Origin of the sequence: Xanthomonas euvesicatoria, assembly GCF_013112235.1 — a bacterium.
GTDB lineage: Bacteria > Pseudomonadota > Gammaproteobacteria > Xanthomonadales > Xanthomonadaceae > Xanthomonas > Xanthomonas euvesicatoria.
This window is the reverse complement of sequence record NZ_JABFFS010000001.1, coordinates 2,902,602-2,926,077: the sequence shown is the minus strand read 5'-3', so window position 1 is coordinate 2,926,077 and position 23,476 is coordinate 2,902,602. Positions and strand designations below refer to the sequence as shown.

The following is a 23,476-nucleotide window of genomic DNA, read 5'->3' as shown; positions in this document are numbered from 1 at the left end:
ACACCCGACATGAACGATCTCCAAAACGCCAAGCCGATGCATCGCATCGCTGTTCCGGCCGCCACGGGGGCGCCGACGGCGCAGGAGCCGGTGAAGGTGGCCGCACGCAATCTGGATTTCTATTACGACAAGTACCACGCGCTCAAGAGCATCAACATCGAGATTCCCGAAAAGCGCGTCACCGCGTTGATCGGTCCCTCCGGCTGCGGCAAGTCGACCTTGCTGCGCATCTTCAACCGCATCTATGCGCTGTATCCGAAGATGGAAGCGCGCGGCGAGGTGTTGCTGGACAACGAAAACATCCTGTCGTCGAAGTACCCGATGAACCGCCTGCGCAGCAAGGTGGGCATGGTGTTCCAGAAGCCGGTGCCGTTTCCGATGACCATCTTCGAAAACGTGGCCTACGGCATCCGCCACCACGAAAAGCTGTCCAAGGCCGACATGCAGAACCGCGTCGAGCAGGCCTTGCGCCAGGGCGCGCTGTGGGACGAGGTGAAGGACAAGCTGGGGCAGAGCGCACTGGGGCTTTCCGGTGGCCAGCAGCAGCGCCTGTGCATCGCACGTGCGGTGGCGCTGCGCCCGGATGTGTTGTTGCTGGACGAACCGACGTCCGCGCTGGACCCGATTTCCACCAGCCGCATCGAACAGTTGGTGGAAGAGCTCAAGCGGGACTACACCATCGTGATCGTCACCCACAACATGCAGCAGGCCGCGCGCGTGTCCGACTATACCGCCTTCATGTACCTGGGCGACCTGATCGAGCATGACCGCACCGAAACCATTTTTTCGCAGCCATCCAAGCAACAGACCGAGGACTACATCACCGGCCGCTTCGGTTGATGTAAGGCGCGCCAGCGCAACGCCGCATTGACGCAGTTCCGCCGCACCGCCCGGCACGACATTTGCATCATGTGCCATGTCGCCAAGGTTACGGCGGACATCCACCACTGCCACGAATCGAGACCACGATGAACCAGCACCTCAACGACCATATCGTCAAAAGCTACGACGAGGAGCAGCACCGTCTTGTCGCCGAGATCGTGCGCATGGGCGAGACGGCGGTGGCGCAGCTGGAAGCCGCACTGGATGTGGTGGAGCGTCGCGATGACAACGCCGCGCACCGCATCGTGGTCAACGACGAGGCGATCGACGCACTGGAGCATGCGATCAGCCACGACGTGATGCGGCTTGCATTGCGCGGCCCGATGGCGCGCGATCTGCGTGAAATTCTTGCAGGCCTGCGGATTCCGGCCGATATCGAACGTATCGGCGATTACGCGGCCAACGTGGCCAAGCGCTCGATCGCGCTCAATTCCGCACCGCCGCTGCCGCAGACCGTGGGCCTGCGCGCGCTTGGCCAGATGGCGGCCGATGCCGTGCGCGAAGCCGTACAGGCGTATCGCAACAAGGATGCCGATGCGGCGATCCGTGTCCGCGACGAAGATGCACGCCTGGATGCGCAGTACACCGCGTTGTTCCGCGAGCTGCTCACCTACATGATGGAAGACCCGCGCAATATCACTCCGTGTACGCATCTGCTGTTCATGGCAAAGAATCTGGAACGCATTGGCGACCACGCCACCAACATCGCCGAGAACGTGTGGTTCCTGGTGCATGGCGAGCAGCCCTTGCCTCCGCGGGTGAAGCGCGACGACACCAGCAGCACCGGCGTCATCTAGACCGCGGCAGCGTTGCCGTGAGGCGCCGCAAGGCCTTCTCATTACGTATTCAGCTTGAAACTTCTACGGTGCAGCTGCACAGGCATTTCCTGTGACCCAGGAGTCCGCTGATGAAACGTTTCGTTGGATCCTTCATGGCCTTGACGCTGCTGACCTCTGGCGCAGCGTTTGCAGCACCGCAGCAGCACGAGCTGGATCACGACCGTGACCGCAATGCGCAGCGTCACGACGACCATGGTCCTGACCGCCATGACGATCACCGCGACGACAGGCATGACGACAGGCGCGACGATCGCCGCAACGCGCATCACGAGGATCATCGCAACGAGCGCCGCGGCCCGCCGTATCGCCGCGGCGAGCGGCTGGCACCGGACCATCGTGGTAGCCGCGTTGCCGACTACCACAAGCACCATCTCAAGCCGCCGCCGCGCGGGCACGAATGGCGTCGCGTGGATAACACCTACGTGCTGATCGCAGTGGCCACCGGGCTGATTACCAGCGTCGTCGCGGGTCGCTAAGGGCTCGCTCACCGTGTCGTTAGGGAGGCCCGGTCCGTGGCAACGCGGATCGGGCCTTTTCATTTCGGTGTATGGCGACTGTCGCTGTGTGGTCTGCAGTCGCCCGGTTCGGGGAAGACGCGCGTAGACGGTGGGCCGGCAATGCACGCCGACGCCACTCGAGTGGCCGTGCACCGAATCGTCGCGGCGTCGCTGCCGCCGGTGTGGGCGTGCCAGCCTGCAGCCGGGGCAGAGCACGGCGTGCGACCTGCTAGGCTATGCGGATGAACGAACCGGTCGATGCACAGCCTGCCCCCTCTTTTTTGCCGATGTCGCGCCGCTTTCGTGGCTATCTGCCCGTGGTGGTGGACGTAGAAACCGGCGGGTTCGACTGGAACAAGCATGCACTGCTGGAGATCGCCTGCGTGCCGATCGAGATGGATACCGACGGACGCTTCTTTCCCGGCGAGACCGCCAGCGCGCACCTGGTGCCGGCGCCCGGGCTGGAGATAGACCCGAAGTCGCTGGAAATCACCGGTATCGTGCTCGACCACCCGTTCCGCTTCGCGAAACAGGAAAAGGACGCGCTGGACCATGTGTTCGCGCCGGTGCGCGCAGCGGTGAAGAAATACGGCTGCCAGCGCGCAATCCTGGTCGGCCACAACGCCCACTTCGATCTGAATTTTCTCAACGCCGCCGTGGCGCGCGTGGGCCACAAACGCAACCCGTTTCATCCTTTCAGCGTGTTCGACACGGTGACGTTGGCTGGCGTGGCCTATGGCCAGACGGTGCTGGCACGCGCCGCCCAGGCCGCCGGCCTGGACTGGAATGCCGCCGACGCCCACAGCGCGGTCTACGACACCGAACAGACCGCACGCCTGTTCTGCAAGATCGCCAACGCCTGGCCCGGGCCGGTGTGAGTTGGGAATCGGGAATCGGGAATCGCAAGAGCTTTCCACAGGTAGCGCGCCAGTAGCGCACCTACCTCCTCTGCCTGAGCGCCCCTCTCCCGCAGCGGGGATCGCTCCTACGATTCCCTATTCCCCATTCCCCGCCCCTAACCCACACAGATCCGATCGCGACCGGCGCTCTTGGCCTCGTACAAGGCGTGATCGGCGCGCTGCATCAGCGACGAGCCGGTGTCGTCGTCGCGCAGCGCGGCAACACCGGCGCTGAAGGTCACCTGCAAGCCCTCGACGCTGGCCCAGTTGTGACGGGCGTGGAAGAGCGCGCGGATGCGCAGGCAAAGCGCCTGTGCCTCGTCCAGCGTGGTGTCGGCCAATAGCAGCGCGAATTCTTCGCCGCCCAGGCGTGCCGGCAGATCCGAGGCGCGCGCGGCCGCCGTCAGGAGCACTCCCACCTCGTGCAGGACCGCATCGCCGCTGGCGTGCGAATAATGGTCGTTGATGCGCTTGAAGTGATCGATATCCAGAATCGCCAGCACCAGCGTCCGCCCACTGCGCCGTGCACGGCTGATATCGCGCGCCAGCGCTTCGTCGAAATGGCGACGGTTGGGTAGCCCGGTCAATGCATCTTCGTGCGCCTGGCGCTCGAACACATCGGACTTGATGCGCAAACGCGTCAATAGCTCGCTCTTTTCCTGATTGGCCTGCAGCAAGCGCTGCGCCTGCCGTTGCAGGTCTTCGGTGCGCTTGCGCACCAGCTCGGCCAGGCGCGCGTTATGGGTCTTGTAGCGATGCAGCAACACCCGATACAGCAGGGCCAGCAGCAAGAGCGCCCCCAGCGCCGCGGCAAAGCGCACATCCTGGCGTTGCCACCACAGCGGCAATACCTCGAACGCCCACACCGCTTCGTGCGGGCTCCATGCCCCGCCCGGATGGCGCGCAGCCACGTGCAGACGATATCGGCCCGGCGGCAGGCCGATGAATTCCACGCTGCGCTGCCGGCCGCGTTCGGTCCAGGTGTTGTCCAGGCCTTCCAGCCGGGTGCGGTACTCGATTCGCTCCGGCAGCAGAAAGCTCATGCCGACGTAGGACACGTTCAAGCGATGCCCGCCGGCCAGTTGTGCGCGCTGGCGCCACACCAACGGGCGGCCATCCTGCTGCACGTTCTCGATCACTGCCGGCGGCGGGCGACGTTCGCGAAAGCGCTGCAGACGTGAGGGGTCGACCATGCTTACCCCGCCAGCTGTCACCACCCACACCGTGCCGTCGGCACGCCGCAGCAGGCTGGGGCCGGAACTGCCGTTGGCCTGTGCATTGCCCATGCCATCGATCTCGCCATAGCGTTCGATCGCGAGCGTGCCGCGCCCATCGGCAACTGCATCGAGCGTCTTGAATTCGGTACGCAGCACGCCGCGATTGCTGCTGATCCACGCATTGCCAAGCCGGTCTTGGACAAGCTGGAACACCGTGTCGACCGGCATCCCCTGCTCCAGACCTACGCGTGCGAGAACGCCATTGCGCTCGCGATACAACCCGCGGTCGGTCGCGATCCACATGGCATCGCCGATGGCCTGAAAACCGAATACGCTGCGCGCGCCGCCCAGTTGCTCAAGATTCAACTGGCGCAGCTTGCCGTTGCGTAGCACTGCCGCACCATCGACCGAACCGATCCACACCGCGCCATCGACGTTGGCCAATGCGGTCACCACGCTGGCAGGCAAGCCGTCGATCGCCAACGGCGTGCGCTTGCCCTCCACCAGCTGCACCACGCCACGCTGGGTTGCCAGCCATACCGTCTCGTGGTCGTCGATCACGATCGCGCGGATATGCCCGCCGGGAATGCCCTCGGCCTCGCCGTAATGGCGCAGCACGCGCCCGGCGCGCAACACGAAGACACCATCGGCATAGGTGCCTACCCAAAGATCGCCGTGCCGGTCCAGCGCCAGGCTGAGCACCGAAAGGCGTCGCCCCGATGGTGTGGCCACCGGCACCGCCACGATGCGCCCGTCCGGCAGCATCCGGTCCAGGCCGGCGGTTCCGGCGATCCACAGGCTGCCGTCGCGGTCTTCCAACAAGGCGCGGCTGTAGTCGCCGCTTAATCCATCGCGCTGGCTGTAGCGACTGAACAGTGTCTCGCGCAGCCGGAACAGACCGCCATTTGCGCCGACCCAGATGCTGCCTTCGGCGTCCTCGCGCAGACTGACGATGCGCCCGGTCGGCAGGCTGCGACCGGCCGGCAGATGCTCCACGCCGTACGGCCCGATCCGCAGCAGCCCCTGGTTTTCGCTGCCCAGCCACAGGTCGCCATTGCGATCCTGCAGCATCGCGGTGAAGTGACCCTGCCCCGGCACCCGATGCATCAGCTCGGCGCGCTCGCCCTGCAGGCGATACAGCTGATCTCCCGCAACCACCCACACCGTGCCGTCCGTTGCGCGATACGGCCATGCCAACCCCGGCGGAAACCCGAATGCGGCCGGCGCGCGGTGCATGCGCCCATCCGGTTCGCGGTAGATCAATCCATCGAAGGTGCCGATCAACAAGCGCCCCTGCGCATCGACCACCATGCGCGGAAAACTGCTTTGCAGCGGCGCGTCATCGCGCGGCGGGAAATAGTCGAAGCGCCCATCCGGCCACAGGCAGCCCAGCCCGTGCCCTTCGAACAACAGCCACATGCGGCCTTCGGCATCCATGGTCATGGCATGGATCAACGCCTGCGGCCATTGCCCTTGCCGCTGCCACTGTCGCCATTGCCCGTCGGCACCATGCCGGACCAGATTGCCGCGCGCATCGCTCAGCCACAGCGCGCCATCGCGATCAACATACAGCGCGCCGACGCCGTTATCGGGCAGCCCAGGGCGCGTGCTGCGGTCGATCACGCTGAATTCCAGCCCGTTGTAGCGCACCAACCCTTCCCAGGTCGCGAACCACAGATACCCGTCGCGGGTCTGGGCGATGTCGCGCAAGGAGTTGTGCGGCAGCCCGTTGCGCGAACTCCAGCTATCGATGGCGTAATCGCGCAAGCGTGCCGTGCCGGCCGGTGAGGCAGTCGCAACAAGCGAACACAGCGCCAACAACAGGCAGGCGCCGACACCGAGCCAGCGCGGCTGCCGTCTATGTTTTCGTCGTGCTGACGCCTGGACGCCGCAACTGCTCTCGCCTGTTTGCCAGGCGCCCACCCCATCGTTCATCACACACAACGCGCCGTTCGCTGGCGATATGGTAGGCAAAAACGTCGCGCTGCGTTCGACGGTGGCTGCGCATGCCTGGAAAGCCTTGCTGCACCTCCCTGCGCGTGCGCCAGTCAACGCCTCGCGAACCGCATCTGCGCGGAACATTGCGCAGATGCCCATCGGCAATGCAACGATCAAGCGTTGGCGCTGCTGTGCATCGCGTAACGCGCGTGGGTTACGCAGGCCGGCACGCCTGCGCTCGCGCCTGCATGCGGGCCGTTAGGTGCCCAGGCGCTGGCGCACGGCCTCGAACAGGGTCACACCGGTGGCGACCGACACATTGAGGCTTTCAATTTCGCCGGGCATCGGGATCTTGACCAGGCCGTCGCAATGCTCGCGGGTGAGACGGCGCAGGCCATCGGCCTCGCCACCCAGCACCAGCCCGACATTGCCGCGCAGATCCACGCTGTACAACGAAGCCTCTGCTTCGCCGGCCAAGCCATACAGCCACACACCCTGCTTCTGCAGGTCGCGCAGGCAGCGCGCCAGGTTGGTCACCGCCACCACCGGAATGCGGTCGGCCGCACCGGCGGAGGTCTTGCGCACGGTGGCGTTCACCGTGGCCGACTTGTCCTTGGGAATCACCACTGCGGTGACCCCGGCCGCTGCCGCACTGCGCAGGCATGCGCCAAGGTTGTGCGGGTCCTGCACGCCATCGAGGATCAGCACAAGCGCGCGCCCTTCGGCGGCCTCGACCAACCCTTCCAGCTCGTTCTCGGCCCACAGCCGCGCGGCGGCATAGCGTGCGGCCACGCCCTGGTGGCGTACCTGCCCACCCACACCGTCCAGTGCCTGGGTATTGACCCGGCGGACGTCGATGCCCTTGCGGCGCGCCTGTTCTTCGATCTCGGTCAGGCGCGGATTCTTGCTGCCGGCCTCGATCAACACCTCGCGCACGTTGTCGGCGTCGTTCTCGACGGACGAGGCGACAGCATTGACGCCGACGATCCACTGGTTCTGCTTGCTCATTGCGGGCATACGAAGAGGTAAAGGGGAATGGTAGGGCCTGCGGCCTGTCACGTCACGGCCGGTGCGTGGAGCCCGGCGATGCCAACGACGCGATGCGGCGATGGCACTGGTGCTGGACGCGCAGCGCCCGGGGCCAATGGCGCACGCCTGCATTGACCGCACGCTCACCGCGCACCCCATCGTGTCGATGGATGCCTGCCAGATGGCGCACTGGCGCGTGTTGCCGCGGCCAGTGACGGCCGCGAGCGAGGTGACGCCATTGCTGCTCGCATGCCGCGATCAGCAGCACAACAAACCAAAGCCTTTTCTCACGCCGGCCAATGCGCAGTGTCGTGATCGGGATGTTGTCGCGACACCACGCTGGCCAAAAAAGCCTCCGCGGCGGCATCGTCTTCGGGTGGACGCGTAGGCAGCTGCGCCAGGCCATCGACGAAGGGCAGTTTGCGATCCAGTCCATATTGGATATGCGGCGGCAACTGCTCGGGCGTGTCGAAGGCACCTGCCGCGACTGCCACGCCGTCGGGTGCCTCATACGTCAATGGCGTGCCGCATTCGGCGCAAAAACCGCGCTGCACGACATTCGACGATGCAAAGCGCTTGGGCTCGCCACGGGTCCAGCGAAACTCGGCGCCTCGCACAGACACCAACGGCGCGTAATACGCGCCGAATGCCTTCTGACACATGCGGCAGTGGCAGATCGAAGCATCCACCAACGCACCACGCACATGAAACCGCACCGCCCCGCACTGGCAGCCACCGCTATATTCGCTTGAAGTGTCCATGCCCCGCTCCGCGTCAGTCTGTTATGGACATCATTGCAGACCCACTCGCCTGCAACAGCCCACCTGCCTCTCTCACAGCGAATAACACGACTGCGATCACGGCCAAGCGGATGCGGCCAATGGTGGAAGTCGCCGCGAACCGCCGGCGCGCCGCGGTTCATCAGCCCCGTCTGTACCCGCCCGACGACCCACGCTTCATTTTAGTGGCTGCTTGTCACCACCACCTCGCGTGGCGGGCTGCCAGCTCGGCCACCCGCAGCGCCGTCCTGCAACTCAGTACGGCTTCTTCTTGCGCTTGGTCGGCTTCTCGCGTGGCGGCAGCGGCGCTTCGGGCGCTGCGCCATTTTCGTCGGCCAGGCGGAAGTCGATCTTGCGCTCTTCCATGCTGGCCTTGAGCACCAGCACGCGCACCGGGTCGCCGAGGCGGAACTCGCGACCACGGCGCTCGCCGCTGAGCGTCTTGCGAATCGGATCGAACTGGTAATAGTCCTGCGGCAGCTGCGTGACGTGCACCAGGCCGTTGACCTTGGACTGCGTCAACTCCACGAACAGGCCAAATCCCGTCACACCGCTGATCACGCCATCGAACTGGCCACCGACGTGCTTTTCCATCCACGCGGCGCGGTAGCGCTCGTCCACTTCGCGCTCGGCTTCATCGGCACGCCGTCCGCGCTCGGAGCATTGCAATGCCAGCGCCGCCATCTGACGCGGGGTATAGATGAATGTCTGCGGGCTGGCGCCGGTCAACGCATGCTTGATTGCGCGGTGTACCAGCAGATCCGGGTAACGCCGAATCGGCGAGGTGAAATGCGCGTATGCCTCCAACGCCAGACCGAAATGGCCGTTGTTCTCCGGCGAATACACCGCCAGGCTCTGGCTGCGCAGCAACACCGATTCCAGCAACGCCGCATCCGGGCGCGCGCGCACTTTCTTCAGCAACTTGGTGTAATCGCCGGGGCGCACCTTGCTCCATGCCGGCAAGCTCAGCTGGAACTCCTTGAGGAACTCCAGCAGGTCTTCGTACTTGCTCTCCGGCGGGCGCTCATGCACACGGTAAGGCGCAGGCACGTGCACGCTCAGCAGGTAGCGCGCCGCCTCGACGTTGGCGGCGATCATGCATTCTTCGATGAGCTTGTGGGCATCGTTGCGCACCAGCATGCCGGCCTGGGTGACCTCGCCGGTGTTGTCGAGCACGAAGCGCACTTCGGAGGTTTCGAACTCGATCGCCCCGCGCTGCGTGCGTGCCTTCGACAGCACGTGATACAGCTGATGCAGGCGCTGCACCTGCGGCAGCAGCGGGCCGATGAAGGCCTTGGTGTCCGCATCGTCTTCGCCCACCGCCTTCCAGACCTGGTTATAGGTCAGGCGTGCGTGCGAATTCATCACCGCTTCGTAGAAACGCGAGCCGGTCACTTCACCATCGCGTCCCACCTGCATGTCGCAGACGAAACACATGCGGTCGACCTTGGGCATCAGCGAGCAGATACCGTTGGACAGCGTTTCCGGCAGCATCGGCACCACGAAGCCGGGGAAATACACCGAGGTGGCGCGCTTTTGCGCTTCGTCGTCCAGCGGCGTCCCGGGACGCACGTAATTGGACACATCGGCGATTGCCACCACCAGACGGAAGCCGTCGACATTGGGTTCGCAATACACCGCGTCGTCGAAATCCTTGGCGTCTTCGCCATCGATGGTGACCAGTGGCATCTGCCGCAGGTCCACGCGCCCGCCGATCATCTGCGGCTCGACCACCAACGGCACGGCCGCCGCTTCGTCCAGCACTTCCTGCGGAAATTCGTGCGGCAATTCATGGCCGTGGATGGCCATTTCGACGACCAGCGACGGCGTCAGCTTGTCGCCCAGTACCGCGATGATCTTGCCGATCGCCGGGCGGCGCGCGTCCGGCGGCGCGATCAGTTCGCAGACCACCAATTGGCCTTCGCGTGCCTCGCCGATACCGTCCGGGGCAATCTGCACATTGCGCTGGATGCGCTTGTCGTCGGGGTCGACGTAAGCCACACCGTGCTCATAGAAAAAGCGCCCCAGCATGCGCGACATGCCACGCTCGAGCACGCGTGCAATGGCACCTTCGCGACGGCCGCGACGGTCGATGCCGGTGACATTGGCGAGCGCGCGGTCGCCATGCATGACCTTGCGCATTTCGAACGGCGGCAGGAACAGGTCGTCGCCGCCCTCGTCGGGCTTGAGGAAACCGAAGCCCTCCGGATTGGCGATGACCACGCCGGCGATCAGGCTGGTCTGCTGCACCGGCGCGTAGCCACCGCGGCGGTTCTGCACCAGTTGCGCTTCGCGCACCATTGCGGCCAGGCGCTTGCCCAGCGCATCGATGCGGTCGCTCAGATTGAGCTGCTCGGCAATTTCTTCGGCGGTCTGCGGACCGTCGCAGGCTTCAAGCAATTGCAGGATGGCCTCGCGGCTGGCGATCGGCTCGGCATACCGAAGAGCCTCGCGCTCGGCATGCGGATCCTTGAATTCGGCAGTCGCAGGCGCGGTGGTCTGGAAGCGTTCCGGCGGCGGCGCAGACGGCCCACTCTTGCGCGGATGCGGAGCGCGCGGCGCAGGCGGCGCGGCCGCCGGCTGTGACGAGGCTTTGGAGGGGTTGGATGCTTTGTCGGCAGCGCGCTTGTTGGCGGACTTGGTCGATGCGCCGGCTGCGGCGCGGACCAGGAAGTCTGGCATCCAGCCCGGCAACTTCTGTTGTTCGGCAGTGCTGGAATCGCCTGCGCCGGTGGATTTGCGGCGACTCGGCCGATCGGAATCTGGGGTTTTTTTCTTTGTCATTGCTTACATGGTACTGCGTGGCGCGGCGGGATGGGCAGCAAGGCCGGCGCGACCGCCGACGATTGCCGCATGGAACCCATTGACAAGCCGGCCGGGGGCCTGCAAAATTCGCGGCTCACCTGCCCAGGTGGCGGAATTGGTAGACGCACTAGCTTCAGGTGCTAGCGGGGGCAACTTCGTGGAGGTTCGAGTCCTCTTCTGGGCACCAGTTTAAAAAGACCTCCGAGCAATCGGGGGTCTTCTGGTTTCTGGGGTTCGAAAATGCAGTGCGCTGCACTCGATCGCCGCGCCCTCGCCGGCAGCCCGGCCCTAGCTCGCTCTTTCGGCGTTGGAAACGGCAGACCAGCTCATGCCGGGCCTCGCCCGGGACGCAGATGGCCTCGCTTGAGCCCGTTGGCCATCATCACGTTCCACGCCGGAGCGTGGCCCCGCGCACTCCTGAAAACCAAACGCGACTGCCGACCCGCGCGACGCGCCAGCGCGCGGGCGGCCGCACGTCCCCCCCTTACCCTCCGCGCTCGCTTTTGGATGAACGCGCTCGCGTGCCGCCACCGTTACGGCGCAGCGGTAATGCCCGCCTCGCGCAGCGCCTGCGCCCAGATGCGGTAGCCGGACTCGCTGGGATGGGTGCCATCGGGCATCAGCGCTTCGGGCAACGTGCCGTCGGGCTGCAGCATCTTGGGGCCGATATCGACCAACTGCACCGCCGGATCCTTGGCATAGCGCGCGACCAGCATCCGGTTTGTCTCGGCGATCGGCGCGCGCCGTGCATCGTCGGGGTTGCGGCCACGCGGCATGATCGCCATCAGGATCAGCTTGCTGTTGGGCAGGCGACGGCGCACCTCGCTCACCACCGCCTGCACACCCAACGCCGCTTCAGCCGGGGTGCTGGCGCGCGATTGCGCGGTGCCGCTGAGATTGTTGGTGCCGATATGCAGCACCACCCAGCGCGGGTCCAGACCATCGAGTTCGCCCTGCCGGATGCGCCACAGCACATTTTGCGTGCGGTCCCAACCGAATCCCAGATTCAGGACCGGCCGCGTGCCATACAACCATTGCCATGATTCGGGGCCACTGACGCGCGTGGCCTGCGGCAGCCCAGACCAGAAATGCGTGATCGAGTCGCCGATCATCACCACCTCCGGCTTCAGGCTGCGCGCGACGGCCAGCGCTGCGTGGTGGCGTGCGTACCAGTCGTAGGAATCCTGCTCCAGCCAGTCGACCGGCATCAGCGAGGTCGCCGCGTCACGGCCGAGTTCGGCCACCGGCTTGACCGGTGGCTCGCCCAACAGCCGCGCCAGCGTGGGCTCGATCGCTTCGGCCAGCATGCGCTGCCCCCGCGTGTCCGGATGCAAGGCACCGGCCGCCGGACGGAACCGGGTGTCGTAAAACAGATCGGTGCGGAGTTTGCCGTCGCGCTGGAAGACCGAGCTCACATCCAGATAGGTCACGCGTGGGTTGTCGCCGTAACGCACGGCCAGGCCCTGATTGATCTGCGCATCGCGCCGCGATTTTTCGCTGGAGAGATCGCTGGGCAACACGCTCAGCAGCAGGATGTGCGTGCGCGGCAGCTTCTGCTCGATCGCCGCGACCACCGCATCGATACCGAGTTGGGTCTGTTCGGCGGTTTGACCGAGATGGCCGGTGTTATTGGTGCCGATCAGCACCAGCGCGACCTTCGGCTGCAACCCGTCGACTTCGCCATTGGCCAGCCGCCACAGCACGTTTTCGGTGCCGTCGCCACTGAAACCCAGGTTCAGCGCACCGCGGCTGCCGTAGAAGGTTTGCCAGGTCGGTCGGAAGTCTTCGTCCGGCGCCTTGGCTTTCTCGTAGTTTTGAGTGATCGAATCGCCGATCAGCAGCAATTTGGTATCCGGGTGCTGCTTGACCTGCTCCAGCACCTGCGCATGCCGCTGCGCCCACCAGGACTCGCGCAGACGATCGGTTGGCACGATCGAAGGCGGCGAGGTTTGCGCGCCTGCCGTCGTGCAGAACAGCAGCAGCCCCCAGCACCACAGGGTATGCGCAAAGCCGGAGCGTGAAACACGGGACGAAGCAGCGTGCGAAGACTGGGACATGCGCGCACCAGACACGGGAGAAGCGTCGATTGTGGTCCGCGCGTGCAACGCAGGACAACCCTTGGCGTAGCCGCCCTTGATGATCACAACGCACTGCAGTGAGCACTCCGACGTTGCCGCGTTGCTGCGGCAATGCTGAGGGAATCACGGACCTTGCCGTAACCCTGCCGTGCCGCGCGCGATCACCAGGCGCTGGATTTCCGAGGCGCCCGCGTCGATTTCGGTGATCTTGGCATCGCGGAAAGCGCTCCAGCGGTGCCGCGCGCAGCGGCAGCGCTGGGGCGCGCCAAGACCTCAGCGCAGCCCGGTCTCGCCGCGCGCGATCACCAGGCGCTGGATTTCCGAGGTGCCCTCGTAGATTTCGGTAATTTTGGCATCGCGGAGAGCGCTCCAGCGGTGCCGCGCGCAGCGGCACCGCTGGAGCGCGCCAAGACCTCAGCGCAGCCCGGTCTCGCCGCGCGCGATCACCAGGCGCTGGATTTCCGAGGTGCCCTCGTAGATTTCGGTAATTTTGGCATCGCGGAGAGCGCTCCAGCGGTGCCGCGCGCAGCGGCACTGCTGGAGCGCGGCAAGACCTCAGCGCAGCCCGGTTTCGCCGCGCGCGATCACCAGGCGCTGGATTTCCGAGGTGCCCTCGTAGATTTCGGTAATTTTGGCATCACGAAAGTAGCGCTCCAGCGGCATTTCTTTCGAATACCCCATGCCGCCATGAATTTGCACCGCCTGATGGGTGATCCACATCGCCGCCTCGGATGCGGTGAGCTTGGCCACGGCCGCTTCGGTACCGAACTTTTGCCCCTGCCCCTTCAACCACGCCGCGCGCAACGTCAGCAGCAGCGCCGCATCCAGCTTGCACTTCATGTCGGCGATCTTGGCCTGGGTCATCTGGAACGTGCCGATCGCCGCGCCAAATGCCTTGCGCTCCTTGACGTAGGCCAGCGTGGCCTCATACGCCGCGCGTGCAATCCCGACCGCTTGCGAGGCAATGCCGATGCGCCCGGCATCCAGAACGCTCATCGCAGTCTTGAAACCCTCGCCTTCCACGCCCAGCACCTCGTCGGGCTGCGCAACGTAATCGGCAAACTCGATTTCGCAGGTGGCCGAGGCACGGATGCCGAGCTTGGGCTCGGTCTTGCCGCGATGAAAACCGGCGCGGTCGGTATCGACCATGAAGGCGGTGATGCCGCGCGAGCCCTTGTCCGGCTCGGTCACCGCAAACAACACGATGTATTTGGCCACCGGGCCGGAGGTAATCCAGCTCTTCTTGCCATTGATGACGAAGCTGCCATCGGCCTGCTTGACCGCGCGGCAGCGCATTGCCGAGGCATCCGAGCCGGACTGCGGCTCGGTTAGCGCGAACGCACCGATGTGCGTGCCCTCGGCGATCGCGCGCACGTACAGCTGCTTCTGCGCTTCGCTGCCGTTTTTGAGAATGCCGGTGCAAAACAGCGAGTTGTTGACCGAGACGATGGTGGAGTGCGCGCCATCGGCCGCGGCGATTTCGATCATCGCCAGCGCATAGCTGATCGGGTCCATGCCGGCGCCGCCGTACTCGACCGGCACCTCGATGCCCATCAGACCGTTTTCGCCAAGCAGGCGGATATTTTCCAGCGGGAATTCGCCGCTACGGTCGAATTGCTCGGCGCTGGGCGCGATCTTTTCCTGCGCGATGCGGCGCGCCACATCCTGGATCATCAATTGTTCTTCGGTAAAGCTGAAATCCACGTCGCACCCCTTCAGGCCTGAGCTGGACCCCATTGTAGCGCCAACCATTCGCATGCGTATGTAGTTGACCGCACCCGCCGCCGGCCCGAAAATATCTCCATATCGCGATATAGAGATATTCATGGATCTGGAAGACTGGTCGGCCCGCTTGAAGGTATTCGCCGACGCCACCCGAGTCCGCCTGCTGGCCTTGCTGGAGCAGGAAGAACTCACCGTGGCCGAGCTGTCGGCCATTACCCGGCTGGCGCAGCCGCGGGTGTCCACGCACCTGGCCAAACTCAAGGAAGCCGGGCTGGTCCGCGACCGCCGCGCCGGGGTATCGGCGTATTACCGCTTCGACGAAGTGTCGCTGGACCCGGCGCAGCGCGCGCTATGGCTGGCACTGAGCACCGGCAGCGACGATCCGTTGTTGCGCCAGGATGCCGAGCGCGTGGCCGCCGTGCTGGCCAACCGTGCCGCGGACCAGAACTGGGCCGATTCGGTGGCAGGCGACATGGAGCGGCATTACTCGCCCGGACGCACCTGGGAAGCGCTGGCGCGCACCGCCCTGCCCCTGCTGGAAACCGGCGACGTGCTCGATATCGCGTCCGGCGACGGCGTGCTGGCCGAACTGGTGGCACCGCATGCCACCCGCTATATCTGCATCGATACCAGCGCGCGCGTGGTTGCGGCCGCCAGCGAGCGCCTGCGCAAACTACGCAACGTGGAAGTGCGCGAAGGCGATATGCATGCGCTGCCATTCCCCGATGCCAGCTTCGACCTGGTGGTGCTGATGCACGCGCTGACTTACGCGGCCAAACCGGCGCAGGCGGTGGCCGAGTCGGCGCGCGTGCTGCGCCCGGGCGGCCGCCTGCTGCTGTGCAGCCTGGCCAAGCACGAACACCGCGCCGCGGTGCATGCGTACGGCCACGTCAATCTGGGGTTTGCTGCCAAGGAGCTGCGCAAGTTCGTTGAAAAAGCCGGGCTGGACGTCTCCAGCCTGGAGACGGTGACACGCGAAAAGCGCCCGCCCCATTTCGAAGTGATCTCGTTGATTGCTGTGAAGCCGGGAATGGGGAATCGGGATTCGGGAATCGCCGACCGCAGCGCCGCTGGCTCACGGAGCATCGCATCATGACGCCTGCAGCACTCCACTCCCCCGTTGCACATGCCCTGCCCTGGCTACGTCCCGAGCGCGCAGCCAAGCTCACCGCCGCGCTTGCCGAGCGCATCCTCATCATCGATGGCGCGATGGGCACCATGATCCAGCGCCACGATCTGCAGGAGCCCGATTACCGCGGCACCCGCTTTGCCGAGGGCTACGACAGTGCGCACGTGCACGGCCCCGGTTGCGACCACGCACACGTACCGCAGGGCCACGATCTGAAGGGCAACAACGATCTGCTGCTGTTGACCCGCCCGGAGATCATTGCCGGCATTCATCGCGCCTATCTGGATGCAGGTGCCGATCTACTGGAAACCAATACCTTCAACGCCACGTCGGTGAGCCAGGCCGACTATCACCTGGAACATCTGGTGTACGAGTTGAACAAGGCAGGCGCGCAAGTCGCGCGCGCCTGTTGCGACGAAGTCGAGGCGTTGACTCCGCACAAACCGCGCTTTGTGATCGGCGTGCTCGGCCCCACCAGCCGTACCGCCTCCATCAGCCCCGATGTCAACGATCCCGGCTACCGCAACACCAGTTTCGATGCACTGCGCGAAACCTATCGCGAGGCCATCGAGGGCTTGATCGATGGCGGCGCGGATACGCTGATGGTGGAAACCATCTTCGACACGCTCAACGCCAAGGCCGCGTTGTATGCGATCGAAGAGGTCTTCGAGGCACGCGGCGGGCGTTTGCCGGTGATGGTTTCCGGCACCATCACCGACGCATCCGGGCGCACCTTGTCCGGACAGACTGCCGAAGCGTTTTATGCATCGGTCGCGCACGGCAGGCCGTTGTCGATCGGCTTGAATTGTGCGCTCGGCGCCAAGGATCTGCGCCCGCACGTGGAAACCTTGGCGCAGATCGCCGACGCCTATGTCAGCGCGCATCCGAACGCCGGCTTGCCGAATGCCTTCGGCGAATACGACGAGACGCCGGAAGAAATGGCGTCCACGCTACGCGAATTCGCACAGGCCGGCCTGCTCAACCTGGTCGGCGGCTGTTGCGGTACCTCTCCGGACCATATCCGCGCCATCGCCGAAGCGGTCGCCGATTTGCCACCGCGGCAACTGCCTGGCGCACCAGAGCTGGCGGCGTGATGCGTCAGGCTCACCCTCATCCACCCTTTGCGCACCTTCTCCCGCCTGCGCGAGCAGGTGGCGCGCAGCGCCGGATGAGGGCTGCATTGCACCGCGCCCGAGGCCCGGGCCGTGAACACCCACTCACCACGACCGATCGCGCCGTCATCGTCCAGCAGAGCCTTGCATGAGCACTCCCCGCTACACCCGCCTGTCCGGCCTTGAGCCGCTGGTCATTACGCCGGACCTGTTGTTCGTCAACGTCGGCGAGCGCACCAACGTCACCGGCAGCGCGCAGTTCCGCAAGCTGATCAAGGAGGAGCGCTACGAGGAAGCGGTGGAGGTCGCGCGTCAGCAGGTGGACAGCGGTGCGCAGATCCTCGACGTCAACATGGACGAAGGCCTGATCGATTCGGAGAAGGCGATGACGCGCTTTCTCAACCTGATCATGTCCGAGCCGGATATCGCGCGCATTCCGGTGATGGTGGATTCGTCCAAGTGGAGCGTCATCGAAGCGGGATTGAAATGCCTGCAAGGCAAGAGCGTGGTCAACTCCATTTCGCTCAAGGAAGGCGAAGCAGTGTTCATCGAACACGCCCGCAAGGTATTGCGCTACGGCGCCGCCGCGGTGGTGATGGCCTTCGACGAGGCGGGCCAGGCCGACACCTGCGCGCGCAAGGTCGAGATCTGCACGCGCGCCTACACGCTGCTGACCGAGCAGGTTGGCTTTCCGCCGGAAGACATCATCTTCGACCCGAACATCTTTGCCGTGGCCACCGGCATCGAAGAGCACGACAACTACGCGGTGGACTTCATCGAAGCCACCCGCATCATCAAGGACACGCTGCCGCACTGCCATGTGTCCGGCGGCGTTTCCAACGTCTCGTTCTCCTTCCGCGGCAACGAAACCGTACGCCAGGCAATCCACTCGGTGTTCCTGTTCCATGCGATCAAGGCCGGCATGGACATGGGCATCGTCAATGCCGGCGGCATGCCGATCTACGACGAGCTGGATCCGGAACTACGCGAACGCGTGGAGGACGTGATCCTCAACCGGCGCCGCGACGGCACCGAACGTCTGCTGGAAATCGCCGAGCGCTACAAGGGCACCAAGGGCGCGGCGAAAGTCGAAGACCTGGCCTGGCGCGACAAGCCGGTCCGCGCGCGCCTGGCGCATGCGCTGGTGCACGGCATCGACGCATTCGTGGAAACCGACACCGAAGAAGCGCGCCAGCATTCCACGCGCCCTCTGGACGTGATCGAAGGCACGCTGATGGACGGCATGAACGTGGTGGGCGATCTGTTCGGCGCCGGCAAGATGTTTTTGCCGCAGGTGGTCAAGTCCGCGCGCGTGATGAAAAAGGCGGTGGCCTATCTGCTGCCCTTCATCGAAGCGGAAAAACTGCGCACCGGCGATGTCGGCAAGTCCAACGGCAAGATCATCATGGCAACCGTCAAGGGCGACGTACACGACATCGGCAAGAACATCGTCGGCGTGGTGTTGGCCTGCAACAACTTCGATGTGGTGGATCTGGGCGTGATGGTCTCGGCGCAGGTGATCCTGGATCGCGCTCGCGAAGAAAACGCGGATCTGATCGGGCTGTCCGGCCTCATCACGCCATCTCTGGAAGAAATGTCGCATGTGGCGCGCGAGATGCAGCGGCAGGGCTTTGACATTCCGTTGTTGATCGGCGGCGCAACGACCTCGCGCGCGCACACCGCGCTGAAGATCGACCCGCACTACACCGCGCCCACCGTGTGGGTGAAGGACGCCTCGCGTGCCGTGGGCGTGGCGCAGTCGCTGATCTCGCGCGACCTGCGCCAGGCCTTCGTTGCCGCCAACGATGCCGATTACGCGGAAATCCGCGCACGCCACCGTAACCGCGGCGATGCCAAGCGCCTGGTGTCGCTCGAAAAAGCCCGTGCGCAGCGCTTCGACGGCGATTGGGACACCTACACTCCACCGGCCCCACGCCAGCCAGGCATCCACGTTTTCGACGACTACTCGTTGCAGGAGCTGATCGAACTCATCGACTGGACGCCGTTCTTCCAGGCATGGGAGCTGGCCGGCAAGTTCCCGGCGATTCTCAGCGACGAAATCGTCGGCACCCAGGCCAGCGAGCTGTATCGCGACGCACGCCGCATGCTCAAGCGCATCGTCGAAGAGAAGTGGCTGACGGCCAAGGCCGTGTTCGGGCTGTGGCCGGCAAATAGCGTTGGAGACGATGTTGTCGTCCTGACGGAGCCGGCAGAATCGGGAATCGGGAACCGGGAATTGCAAGGCGATGCCCGCACACTTGACCATTCCCGATTCTCCATTCCCCATTCCCTGCACTTCTTGCGCCAGCAAGTCGACAAGCCCATCGACCGCCCCGACTTCTGCCTGGCCGATTTCGTCGCTCCCAAGAGCAGCGGCAAGCAGGACTGGATCGGCGCGTTCGCGGTCACTGCCGGCATCGGTATCGATGCGCATGTGGCCCGGTTCGAAGCGGCGCACGACGACTACAACTCCATCCTGCTCAAGGCGTTGGCCGACCGTCTGGCAGAGGCGCTGGCCGAGCGGCTGCATCAACGCGTGCGCACCGAGTTCTGGGGTTATGCGGAGGACGAAGCGTTGGACAACGAAGCCTTGATCGCCGAGCGCTATCGCGGCATCCGCCCGGCTCCCGGCTACCCGGCTTGCCCGGAACACAGCGAAAAACGCACCTTGTTCGATCTGCTCGATGCCGAGCGCAACGCCGACATGTCGCTGACCGAAAGCTTTGCGATGCTGCCCACTGCCGCGGTCTCCGGTTATTACTTCAGCCATCCCAAGAGCCAATACTTCGTGGTCGGGCGACTAAGCAAGGAACAGGTGGCCGATTATGCAAAGCGCAAGAGCATCACGCTGGCATTGGCCGAGCGTTGGCTGGCATCGAATCTGGATTACGACCCGGAGTAAGGGCATCTGCTGACCGCAGATATCGTAGGAGCGCACCCGGGCGCGATGGGGGTCTTATCGGTAAAGCCTCATCGCGCCCGGGTGCGCTCCTGCGCGGCAACGCCACCGCATTGCGCGGCGGCGCCTGGATTACGCCAGCATCAAGCAGCCGGCCGCAACACGTTCAAGACTTCGTAGCACGCGCCCATGGTGTGGTAATCGGTCTTACCCGCCGGGCTTTTCTCATCGCTGTACTTGCGGTTGTCCGCATCCAGGATGCGATACCACGCGCCATACTGATGGTCGATCATGTGCGCCCACGAATAGGCCCACAGCTTGTCGTACCACTGCCAGTAGCGATCGTCGCCGCTGCGCTGCGCCAGCAATGCAGCAGCGGCCAACGACTCGGCCTGCACCCAGAAATACTTGTCGTCGTCGCAGACATTGCCCTCAGGGTCGAAGCCGTAATACAGCCCACCGCGCTGCGTGTCCCATGAGCGCTCCACTGCCACGTCGAACAGATGCTGCGCGGTCGGCAGCAACCAGTCGGCCGGCGCATACCGATCCAGCAGCATCAGCAGCTTGGCCCATTCGGTCTGATGGCCGGGCTGAAAACCCCACGGGCGGAACAGGTGCTTGGGATTGTCGCGGTTGTAGTCCCAATCGATGTTCCACTGCGGGTTGTAATGCTCCCACACCAGCCCATCGGCCTTGGCGGCCTGGCGCCGGGTCATGTTCTCGGCCAGCACCAGCGCGCGATCGCGATAACGCTGCTCGCCGCTGGCCTCGTACGCGGCGATCATCGCCTCGCACATATGCATGTTGGCGTTCTGGCCGCGGTAGCTGGTGAAGTTGAATTGCGCGTCGGCTTCGTCGCGATACAGCCCGAACTCCGCTTCCCAGAAATGTTTTTCCAGCAGCTGCCAGGTTTCGTCCATCCACGCGCGTGCCTCATCGACACCGGCCTTCAAACCACACGCATACGCCAGCAACACGAAGGCCACGCCGTAGCAGTGATTCATGTCGTCTTCGACCACGCCATCGCGCAGCGTCCACGCATAACCGCCGGTTTGCGGATTGCGATGCACATTGCGCAGATAGTCCAGCCCGTGACGTACCGCCTGCAGGTACGCAGCATCGCCAAACTCGCGGTAGGCCATTGCGTAGTTGAAAACGAAGCGCGTACTGCTGACCAGGTGCCGATGCCCGGCATCGTAGATCGAACCGTCATCGCGGAAATACTGGAAAAACCCACCTGCCGGATCGATCGCGCGCGGATGGTAGAACGCCATGGTGTCGGCGATGTGCTGGCGCAAGACGTCAGCCGAACGGAAATCGGGTGCGGGTGTTGCAGGCAAACGGCTCATGATTGTTCCTGGATCAAGGAATGGACTTCATCGATGCTCGGCATTGCCGCGAACGCGCCCTTGCGCGTCACCGCCAGCGCGCCGACCGCGGCAGCAAACCGAATCACCTCATTGATTGCCGCGGAATCGCCGCATAGCTGCTCCAGCGATGCAGCACGCGTTGCCAGCTGATACAGCAGCCCGCCGACGAACGCATCGCCAGCGGCGGTGCTATCGCGCACCTGCACCTGGAACGCCGGCACCTGGCCCGCATCGGTGCGTGTCTGCCAATGCACCGGTCCGCCGCCATCGGTGACCAGCAACCAACTGGCCCTGCCCTGCCACAGCTTTTGCGTCACCGCACCGGCATCGCCATCGAGCGTTCCCGCCAGATACTCAAGCTCCTCGCGCGAAAGCTTGACCACATCGGCCAACGCCAGCGCCTCCCATAGCAACGCCGCCGGATCGACATCCTGCGGCCACAGCATCGGGCGCAGGTTGAGGTCAAGGCTGACGATGGCGCCATCGGCGCGCGCACGGCGCATGCCGTCGAGCGTGCACTGGGCAATCTCCGGCTCGGTCATGCTGTTGGAGCACACATGCAATACCGCTGCCTGCGTAAACCCGTCCTCGGCGAAGTGCTCGGGACGGAACAACAGGTCCGCTGCCGGTGGACGGTAGAAACTGAAACTGCGTTCGCCCGCGTCGTCCAACGCAACGAACGCCAACGCAGTCTTGGCCTGATCGGTGCGCACGATGCCATCGGTCGCCACGCCGGACTGCTGCAGGCTTTGCAGCAGGAAATCGCCGAACATGTCGCGCCCGAGCATGCCGACGAAATGCGCAGCGCCCCCCAGGCGCGCCACCGCAACGGCGACATTGGCCGGCGCACCGCCGGCATATTGCGCGAAGGTACGCGCCTGGTCCGGGCCGTCCTGCGGCAACGCCAGCATGTCGATCAGCGCTTCGCCGAAACACACTACCTGATGCTTGGTCGCACTCATGCGCGTGCCTCCGCCAGTGCGCCGCGCAACCGCGAGCCCCAGATACCGTAGAACACGATGTACAGGTAGCACAGCAACGGCAGCACGAACGACTCATGCAGGCCGATGCTGTCTGCCAGCAGCCCTTGCAGATACGGCACGATGGCGCCACCGACAATGGCCATGATCAGCAGGCTCGAGGCGCGCCCGGTCAGCGGGCCGAGCCGTTCGATACCCAGGGTGAAGATGGTGGGGAACATGATCGAATTGAACAGGCCGATCGCCACCAGCGCATATACCGCCAACATGCCGCCGCTAGCCATGGTCAGGCCCAGCAACACCGCATTGATGGCCGCGAACACCGACAACAACACGCGCGGCGACAACTTGGCCAGCAGCGCCGAGCCGATGAAACGGCCGATCATCGCCAGCGTCCAGTAGGCCGACACGTACTTGGTTGCCTCACGCTCGGTGAACCCACCGATCTGCGGCAGCGAGAAGTAATTGACCATCAGGCTGCCGATGGCCACTTCTGCGCCCACATAGAAGAAGATCGCCAACACACCGAAGCGCACATGCGGGTGTTGCAAGGCATCGAGCAAGGAATGCTTGCTGTCGTCTTTCTGTGCGCTGGCGTCGGTCAGTGCCGGCAGACGGAACAAGAACACGAAAATCGCCAGCAAGAACAGCACGATACCCAGCCCGATGTACGGGCCTTGCACGGCCTGCGCTTCCTGCACGCGATAAGCCAGTTGCTCGGCTTCCGGCAGGGCCTTCAGCTGGTCGCCGCTCATCACCGTGTTGGAGAGGATCAACCAGCCGCCCAACAGCGGCGCGATCGCGGTACCGAGCGAGTTCAGTGCCTGGGCCAGGGTCAGGCGACTGGAGGCGCTGCGCTCGGGTCCCAGCAAGGCGACGTAGGGATTGGCGGCCACCTGCAAGATGGTGATGCCGGTGGCCAGCACGAACAATGCGCCGAGAAATGCGCTGTACACGCGCAATTCCGCCGCCGGCCAGAAACCCAGCGCGCCGACCGCCGCCACCGCCAACCCGGCCACGATGCCCTGCTTGTAGCCCAACCGATTCACCAGCCAACCGGCCGGCAGCGACATCAGGAAGTACGCACCGAAGAAGGTGAACTGCACCAGCATCGCCTGCGCGAAATTGAGCTCGAACACCGCCTTCAGATGCGGGATCAGGATGTCGTTGAGGCAGGTCAGAAAGCCCCACATGAAAAAGATCGTGGTGACCACCGACAACGCGACGCCGTTGTTGACGGGCGCCTTGTTGCCGCTGGGCACGGAGGATTGCGTGGAAAGGGAAACCATAGGGATTGC

15 protein-coding genes, 1 tRNA gene and 2 pseudogenes are annotated in these 23,476 nt (G+C 64.6%); 8 read left to right on the top strand and 10 right to left on the bottom strand.

What is annotated here, in order from left to right; all coding sequences use genetic code 11:
• Window positions 1-9 precede the first annotated feature (9 nt).
• The 4 genes from pstB (at window position 10) to rnt (ending at window position 3,096) form a co-directional block, all read left to right on the top strand.
• Window positions 10-840, top strand: coding sequence for a phosphate ABC transporter ATP-binding protein PstB (pstB, locus tag HLH45_RS12645; RefSeq protein WP_033478627.1), 831 nt, complete (start codon window positions 10-12; stop codon window positions 838-840).
• Window positions 841-968: 128 nt separating this feature from the next.
• Window positions 969-1,679 (top strand): phosphate signaling complex protein PhoU, encoded by a 711-nt coding sequence (gene phoU / locus HLH45_RS12640; protein WP_008572166.1) that lies wholly within the window; start codon window positions 969-971, stop codon window positions 1,677-1,679.
• Between the two features lie 110 nt (window positions 1,680-1,789).
• Complete coding sequence (locus tag HLH45_RS12635) at window positions 1,790-2,197, top strand: RcnB family protein (protein WP_011346994.1); 408 nt, start codon at window positions 1,790-1,792, stop codon at window positions 2,195-2,197.
• Window positions 2,198-2,454: 257 nt separating this feature from the next.
• Window positions 2,455-3,096 (top strand): ribonuclease T, encoded by a 642-nt coding sequence (gene rnt / locus HLH45_RS12630; protein WP_008572178.1) that lies wholly within the window; start codon window positions 2,455-2,457, stop codon window positions 3,094-3,096.
• A 137-nt stretch (window positions 3,097-3,233) separates the two neighbouring features.
• Here the strand turns inward: rnt and HLH45_RS12625 are convergent, their stop codons facing one another.
• The 4 genes from HLH45_RS12625 to rnr all read right to left on the bottom strand — a co-directional run bounded on the left by HLH45_RS12625 (window position 3,234) and on the right by rnr (window position 10,864).
• A complete protein-coding gene (locus HLH45_RS12625; protein WP_033478628.1) occupies window positions 3,234-6,269 on the bottom strand; it encodes a ligand-binding sensor domain-containing diguanylate cyclase in 3,036 nt (1,011 codons plus the stop codon).
• 261 nt (window positions 6,270-6,530) lie between these two features.
• Window positions 6,531-7,280 carry a 23S rRNA (guanosine(2251)-2'-O)-methyltransferase RlmB gene (gene rlmB / locus HLH45_RS12620; protein WP_011346992.1) on the bottom strand — a complete coding sequence of 250 codons (750 nt, stop codon included), beginning with the start codon at window positions 7,278-7,280 and terminating at the stop codon, window positions 6,531-6,533.
• A 308-nt stretch (window positions 7,281-7,588) separates the two neighbouring features.
• A complete protein-coding gene (locus HLH45_RS12615) occupies window positions 7,589-8,062 on the bottom strand; it encodes a GFA family protein (RefSeq protein ID WP_033478631.1) in 474 nt (157 codons plus the stop codon).
• A gap of 273 nt (window positions 8,063-8,335) precedes the next feature.
• Window positions 8,336-10,864 (bottom strand): ribonuclease R, encoded by a 2,529-nt coding sequence (rnr, locus tag HLH45_RS12610; RefSeq protein WP_031421995.1) that lies wholly within the window; start codon window positions 10,862-10,864, stop codon window positions 8,336-8,338.
• A 121-nt stretch (window positions 10,865-10,985) separates the two neighbouring features.
• Between rnr and HLH45_RS12605 the strand changes: the two genes are divergently transcribed.
• Window positions 10,986-11,072 (top strand) — tRNA-Leu (locus HLH45_RS12605).
• Window positions 11,073-11,418: 346 nt separating this feature from the next.
• Here HLH45_RS12605 and HLH45_RS12600 read toward each other — a convergent pair.
• From HLH45_RS12600 to HLH45_RS12585, 3 genes and pseudogenes are all read right to left on the bottom strand, one after another.
• The gene (locus HLH45_RS12600; RefSeq protein ID WP_008576546.1) at window positions 11,419-12,942 is read right to left on the bottom strand and encodes a platelet-activating factor acetylhydrolase IB subunit; all 1,524 of its coding nucleotides are present in this window, start codon (window positions 12,940-12,942) and stop codon (window positions 11,419-11,421) included.
• Between the two features lie 294 nt (window positions 12,943-13,236).
• Window positions 13,237-13,320: pseudogene (locus HLH45_RS21800) on the bottom strand (acyl-CoA dehydrogenase family protein); the annotation flags it as partial.
• Window positions 13,321-13,377: 57 nt separating this feature from the next.
• Window positions 13,378-14,700: pseudogene (locus HLH45_RS12585) on the bottom strand (acyl-CoA dehydrogenase family protein).
• A gap of 88 nt (window positions 14,701-14,788) precedes the next feature.
• Here HLH45_RS12585 and HLH45_RS12580 point away from each other — a divergent pair.
• From HLH45_RS12580 to metH, 3 genes are all read left to right on the top strand, one after another.
• A complete protein-coding gene (locus tag HLH45_RS12580) occupies window positions 14,789-15,784 on the top strand; it encodes an ArsR/SmtB family transcription factor (protein WP_008576541.1) in 996 nt (331 codons plus the stop codon).
• Complete coding sequence (locus HLH45_RS12575; RefSeq protein ID WP_008576539.1) at window positions 15,781-16,911, top strand: homocysteine S-methyltransferase family protein; 1,131 nt, start codon at window positions 15,781-15,783, stop codon at window positions 16,909-16,911. The genes HLH45_RS12580 and HLH45_RS12575 overlap by 4 nt, the downstream gene beginning before the upstream one ends.
• Window positions 16,912-17,077: 166 nt before the next feature.
• Entirely contained in the window at window positions 17,078-19,831 is a 2,754-nt protein-coding gene (gene metH, locus HLH45_RS12570; protein WP_008576538.1) for a methionine synthase, read from the top strand.
• A gap of 140 nt (window positions 19,832-19,971) precedes the next feature.
• On the opposite strand, the gene HLH45_RS12565 is transcribed toward metH, so the two are convergent.
• Genes HLH45_RS12565 through fucP form a run of 3 tightly spaced genes read right to left on the bottom strand, consistent with a single transcriptional unit; the run spans window position 19,972 to window position 23,467 of the window.
• On the bottom strand, window positions 19,972-21,177 hold the full coding sequence (locus HLH45_RS12565; RefSeq protein WP_008576537.1) for an AGE family epimerase/isomerase: 1,206 nt from the start codon (window positions 21,175-21,177) through the stop codon (window positions 19,972-19,974).
• On the bottom strand, window positions 21,174-22,160 hold the full coding sequence (locus tag HLH45_RS12560; RefSeq protein WP_008576535.1) for a carbohydrate kinase family protein: 987 nt from the start codon (window positions 22,158-22,160) through the stop codon (window positions 21,174-21,176). The genes HLH45_RS12565 and HLH45_RS12560 overlap by 4 nt, the downstream gene beginning before the upstream one ends.
• Window positions 22,157-23,467, bottom strand: coding sequence for an L-fucose:H+ symporter permease (fucP, locus tag HLH45_RS12555; protein WP_008576532.1), 1,311 nt, complete (start codon window positions 23,465-23,467; stop codon window positions 22,157-22,159). The genes HLH45_RS12560 and fucP overlap by 4 nt, the downstream gene beginning before the upstream one ends.
• Between the last annotated feature and the right edge of the window lie 9 nt (window positions 23,468-23,476).

Bases quoted from the DNA above. Each gene is read 5' to 3' on its own strand.
- HLH45_RS12575 (WP_008576539.1), top strand. From the start codon at position 15,781: ATGACGCCTGCAGCACTCCACTCCCCCGTTGCACATGCCCTGCCCTGG.
- fucP (WP_008576532.1), bottom strand. From the start codon at position 23,467: ATGGTTTCCCTTTCCACGCAATCCTCCGTGCCCAGCGGCAACAAGGCG.
- HLH45_RS12615 (WP_033478631.1), bottom strand. From the start codon at position 8,062: ATGGACACTTCAAGCGAATATAGCGGTGGCTGCCAGTGCGGGGCGGTG.
- metH (WP_008576538.1), top strand. From the start codon at position 17,078: ATGAGCACTCCCCGCTACACCCGCCTGTCCGGCCTTGAGCCGCTGGTC.
- HLH45_RS12635 (WP_011346994.1), top strand. From the start codon at position 1,790: ATGAAACGTTTCGTTGGATCCTTCATGGCCTTGACGCTGCTGACCTCT.
- rnr (WP_031421995.1), bottom strand. From the start codon at position 10,864: ATGACAAAGAAAAAAACCCCAGATTCCGATCGGCCGAGTCGCCGCAAA.
- pstB (WP_033478627.1), top strand. From the start codon at position 10: ATGAACGATCTCCAAAACGCCAAGCCGATGCATCGCATCGCTGTTCCG.
- rlmB (WP_011346992.1), bottom strand. From the start codon at position 7,280: ATGAGCAAGCAGAACCAGTGGATCGTCGGCGTCAATGCTGTCGCCTCG.
- HLH45_RS12580 (WP_008576541.1), top strand. From the start codon at position 14,789: ATGGATCTGGAAGACTGGTCGGCCCGCTTGAAGGTATTCGCCGACGCC.
- HLH45_RS12565 (WP_008576537.1), bottom strand. From the start codon at position 21,177: ATGAGCCGTTTGCCTGCAACACCCGCACCCGATTTCCGTTCGGCTGAC.
- rnt (WP_008572178.1), top strand. From the start codon at position 2,455: ATGCGGATGAACGAACCGGTCGATGCACAGCCTGCCCCCTCTTTTTTG.
- HLH45_RS12625 (WP_033478628.1), bottom strand. From the start codon at position 6,269: ATGAACGATGGGGTGGGCGCCTGGCAAACAGGCGAGAGCAGTTGCGGC.
- phoU (WP_008572166.1), top strand. From the start codon at position 969: ATGAACCAGCACCTCAACGACCATATCGTCAAAAGCTACGACGAGGAG.
- HLH45_RS12600 (WP_008576546.1), bottom strand. From the start codon at position 12,942: ATGTCCCAGTCTTCGCACGCTGCTTCGTCCCGTGTTTCACGCTCCGGC.
- HLH45_RS12560 (WP_008576535.1), bottom strand. From the start codon at position 22,160: ATGAGTGCGACCAAGCATCAGGTAGTGTGTTTCGGCGAAGCGCTGATC.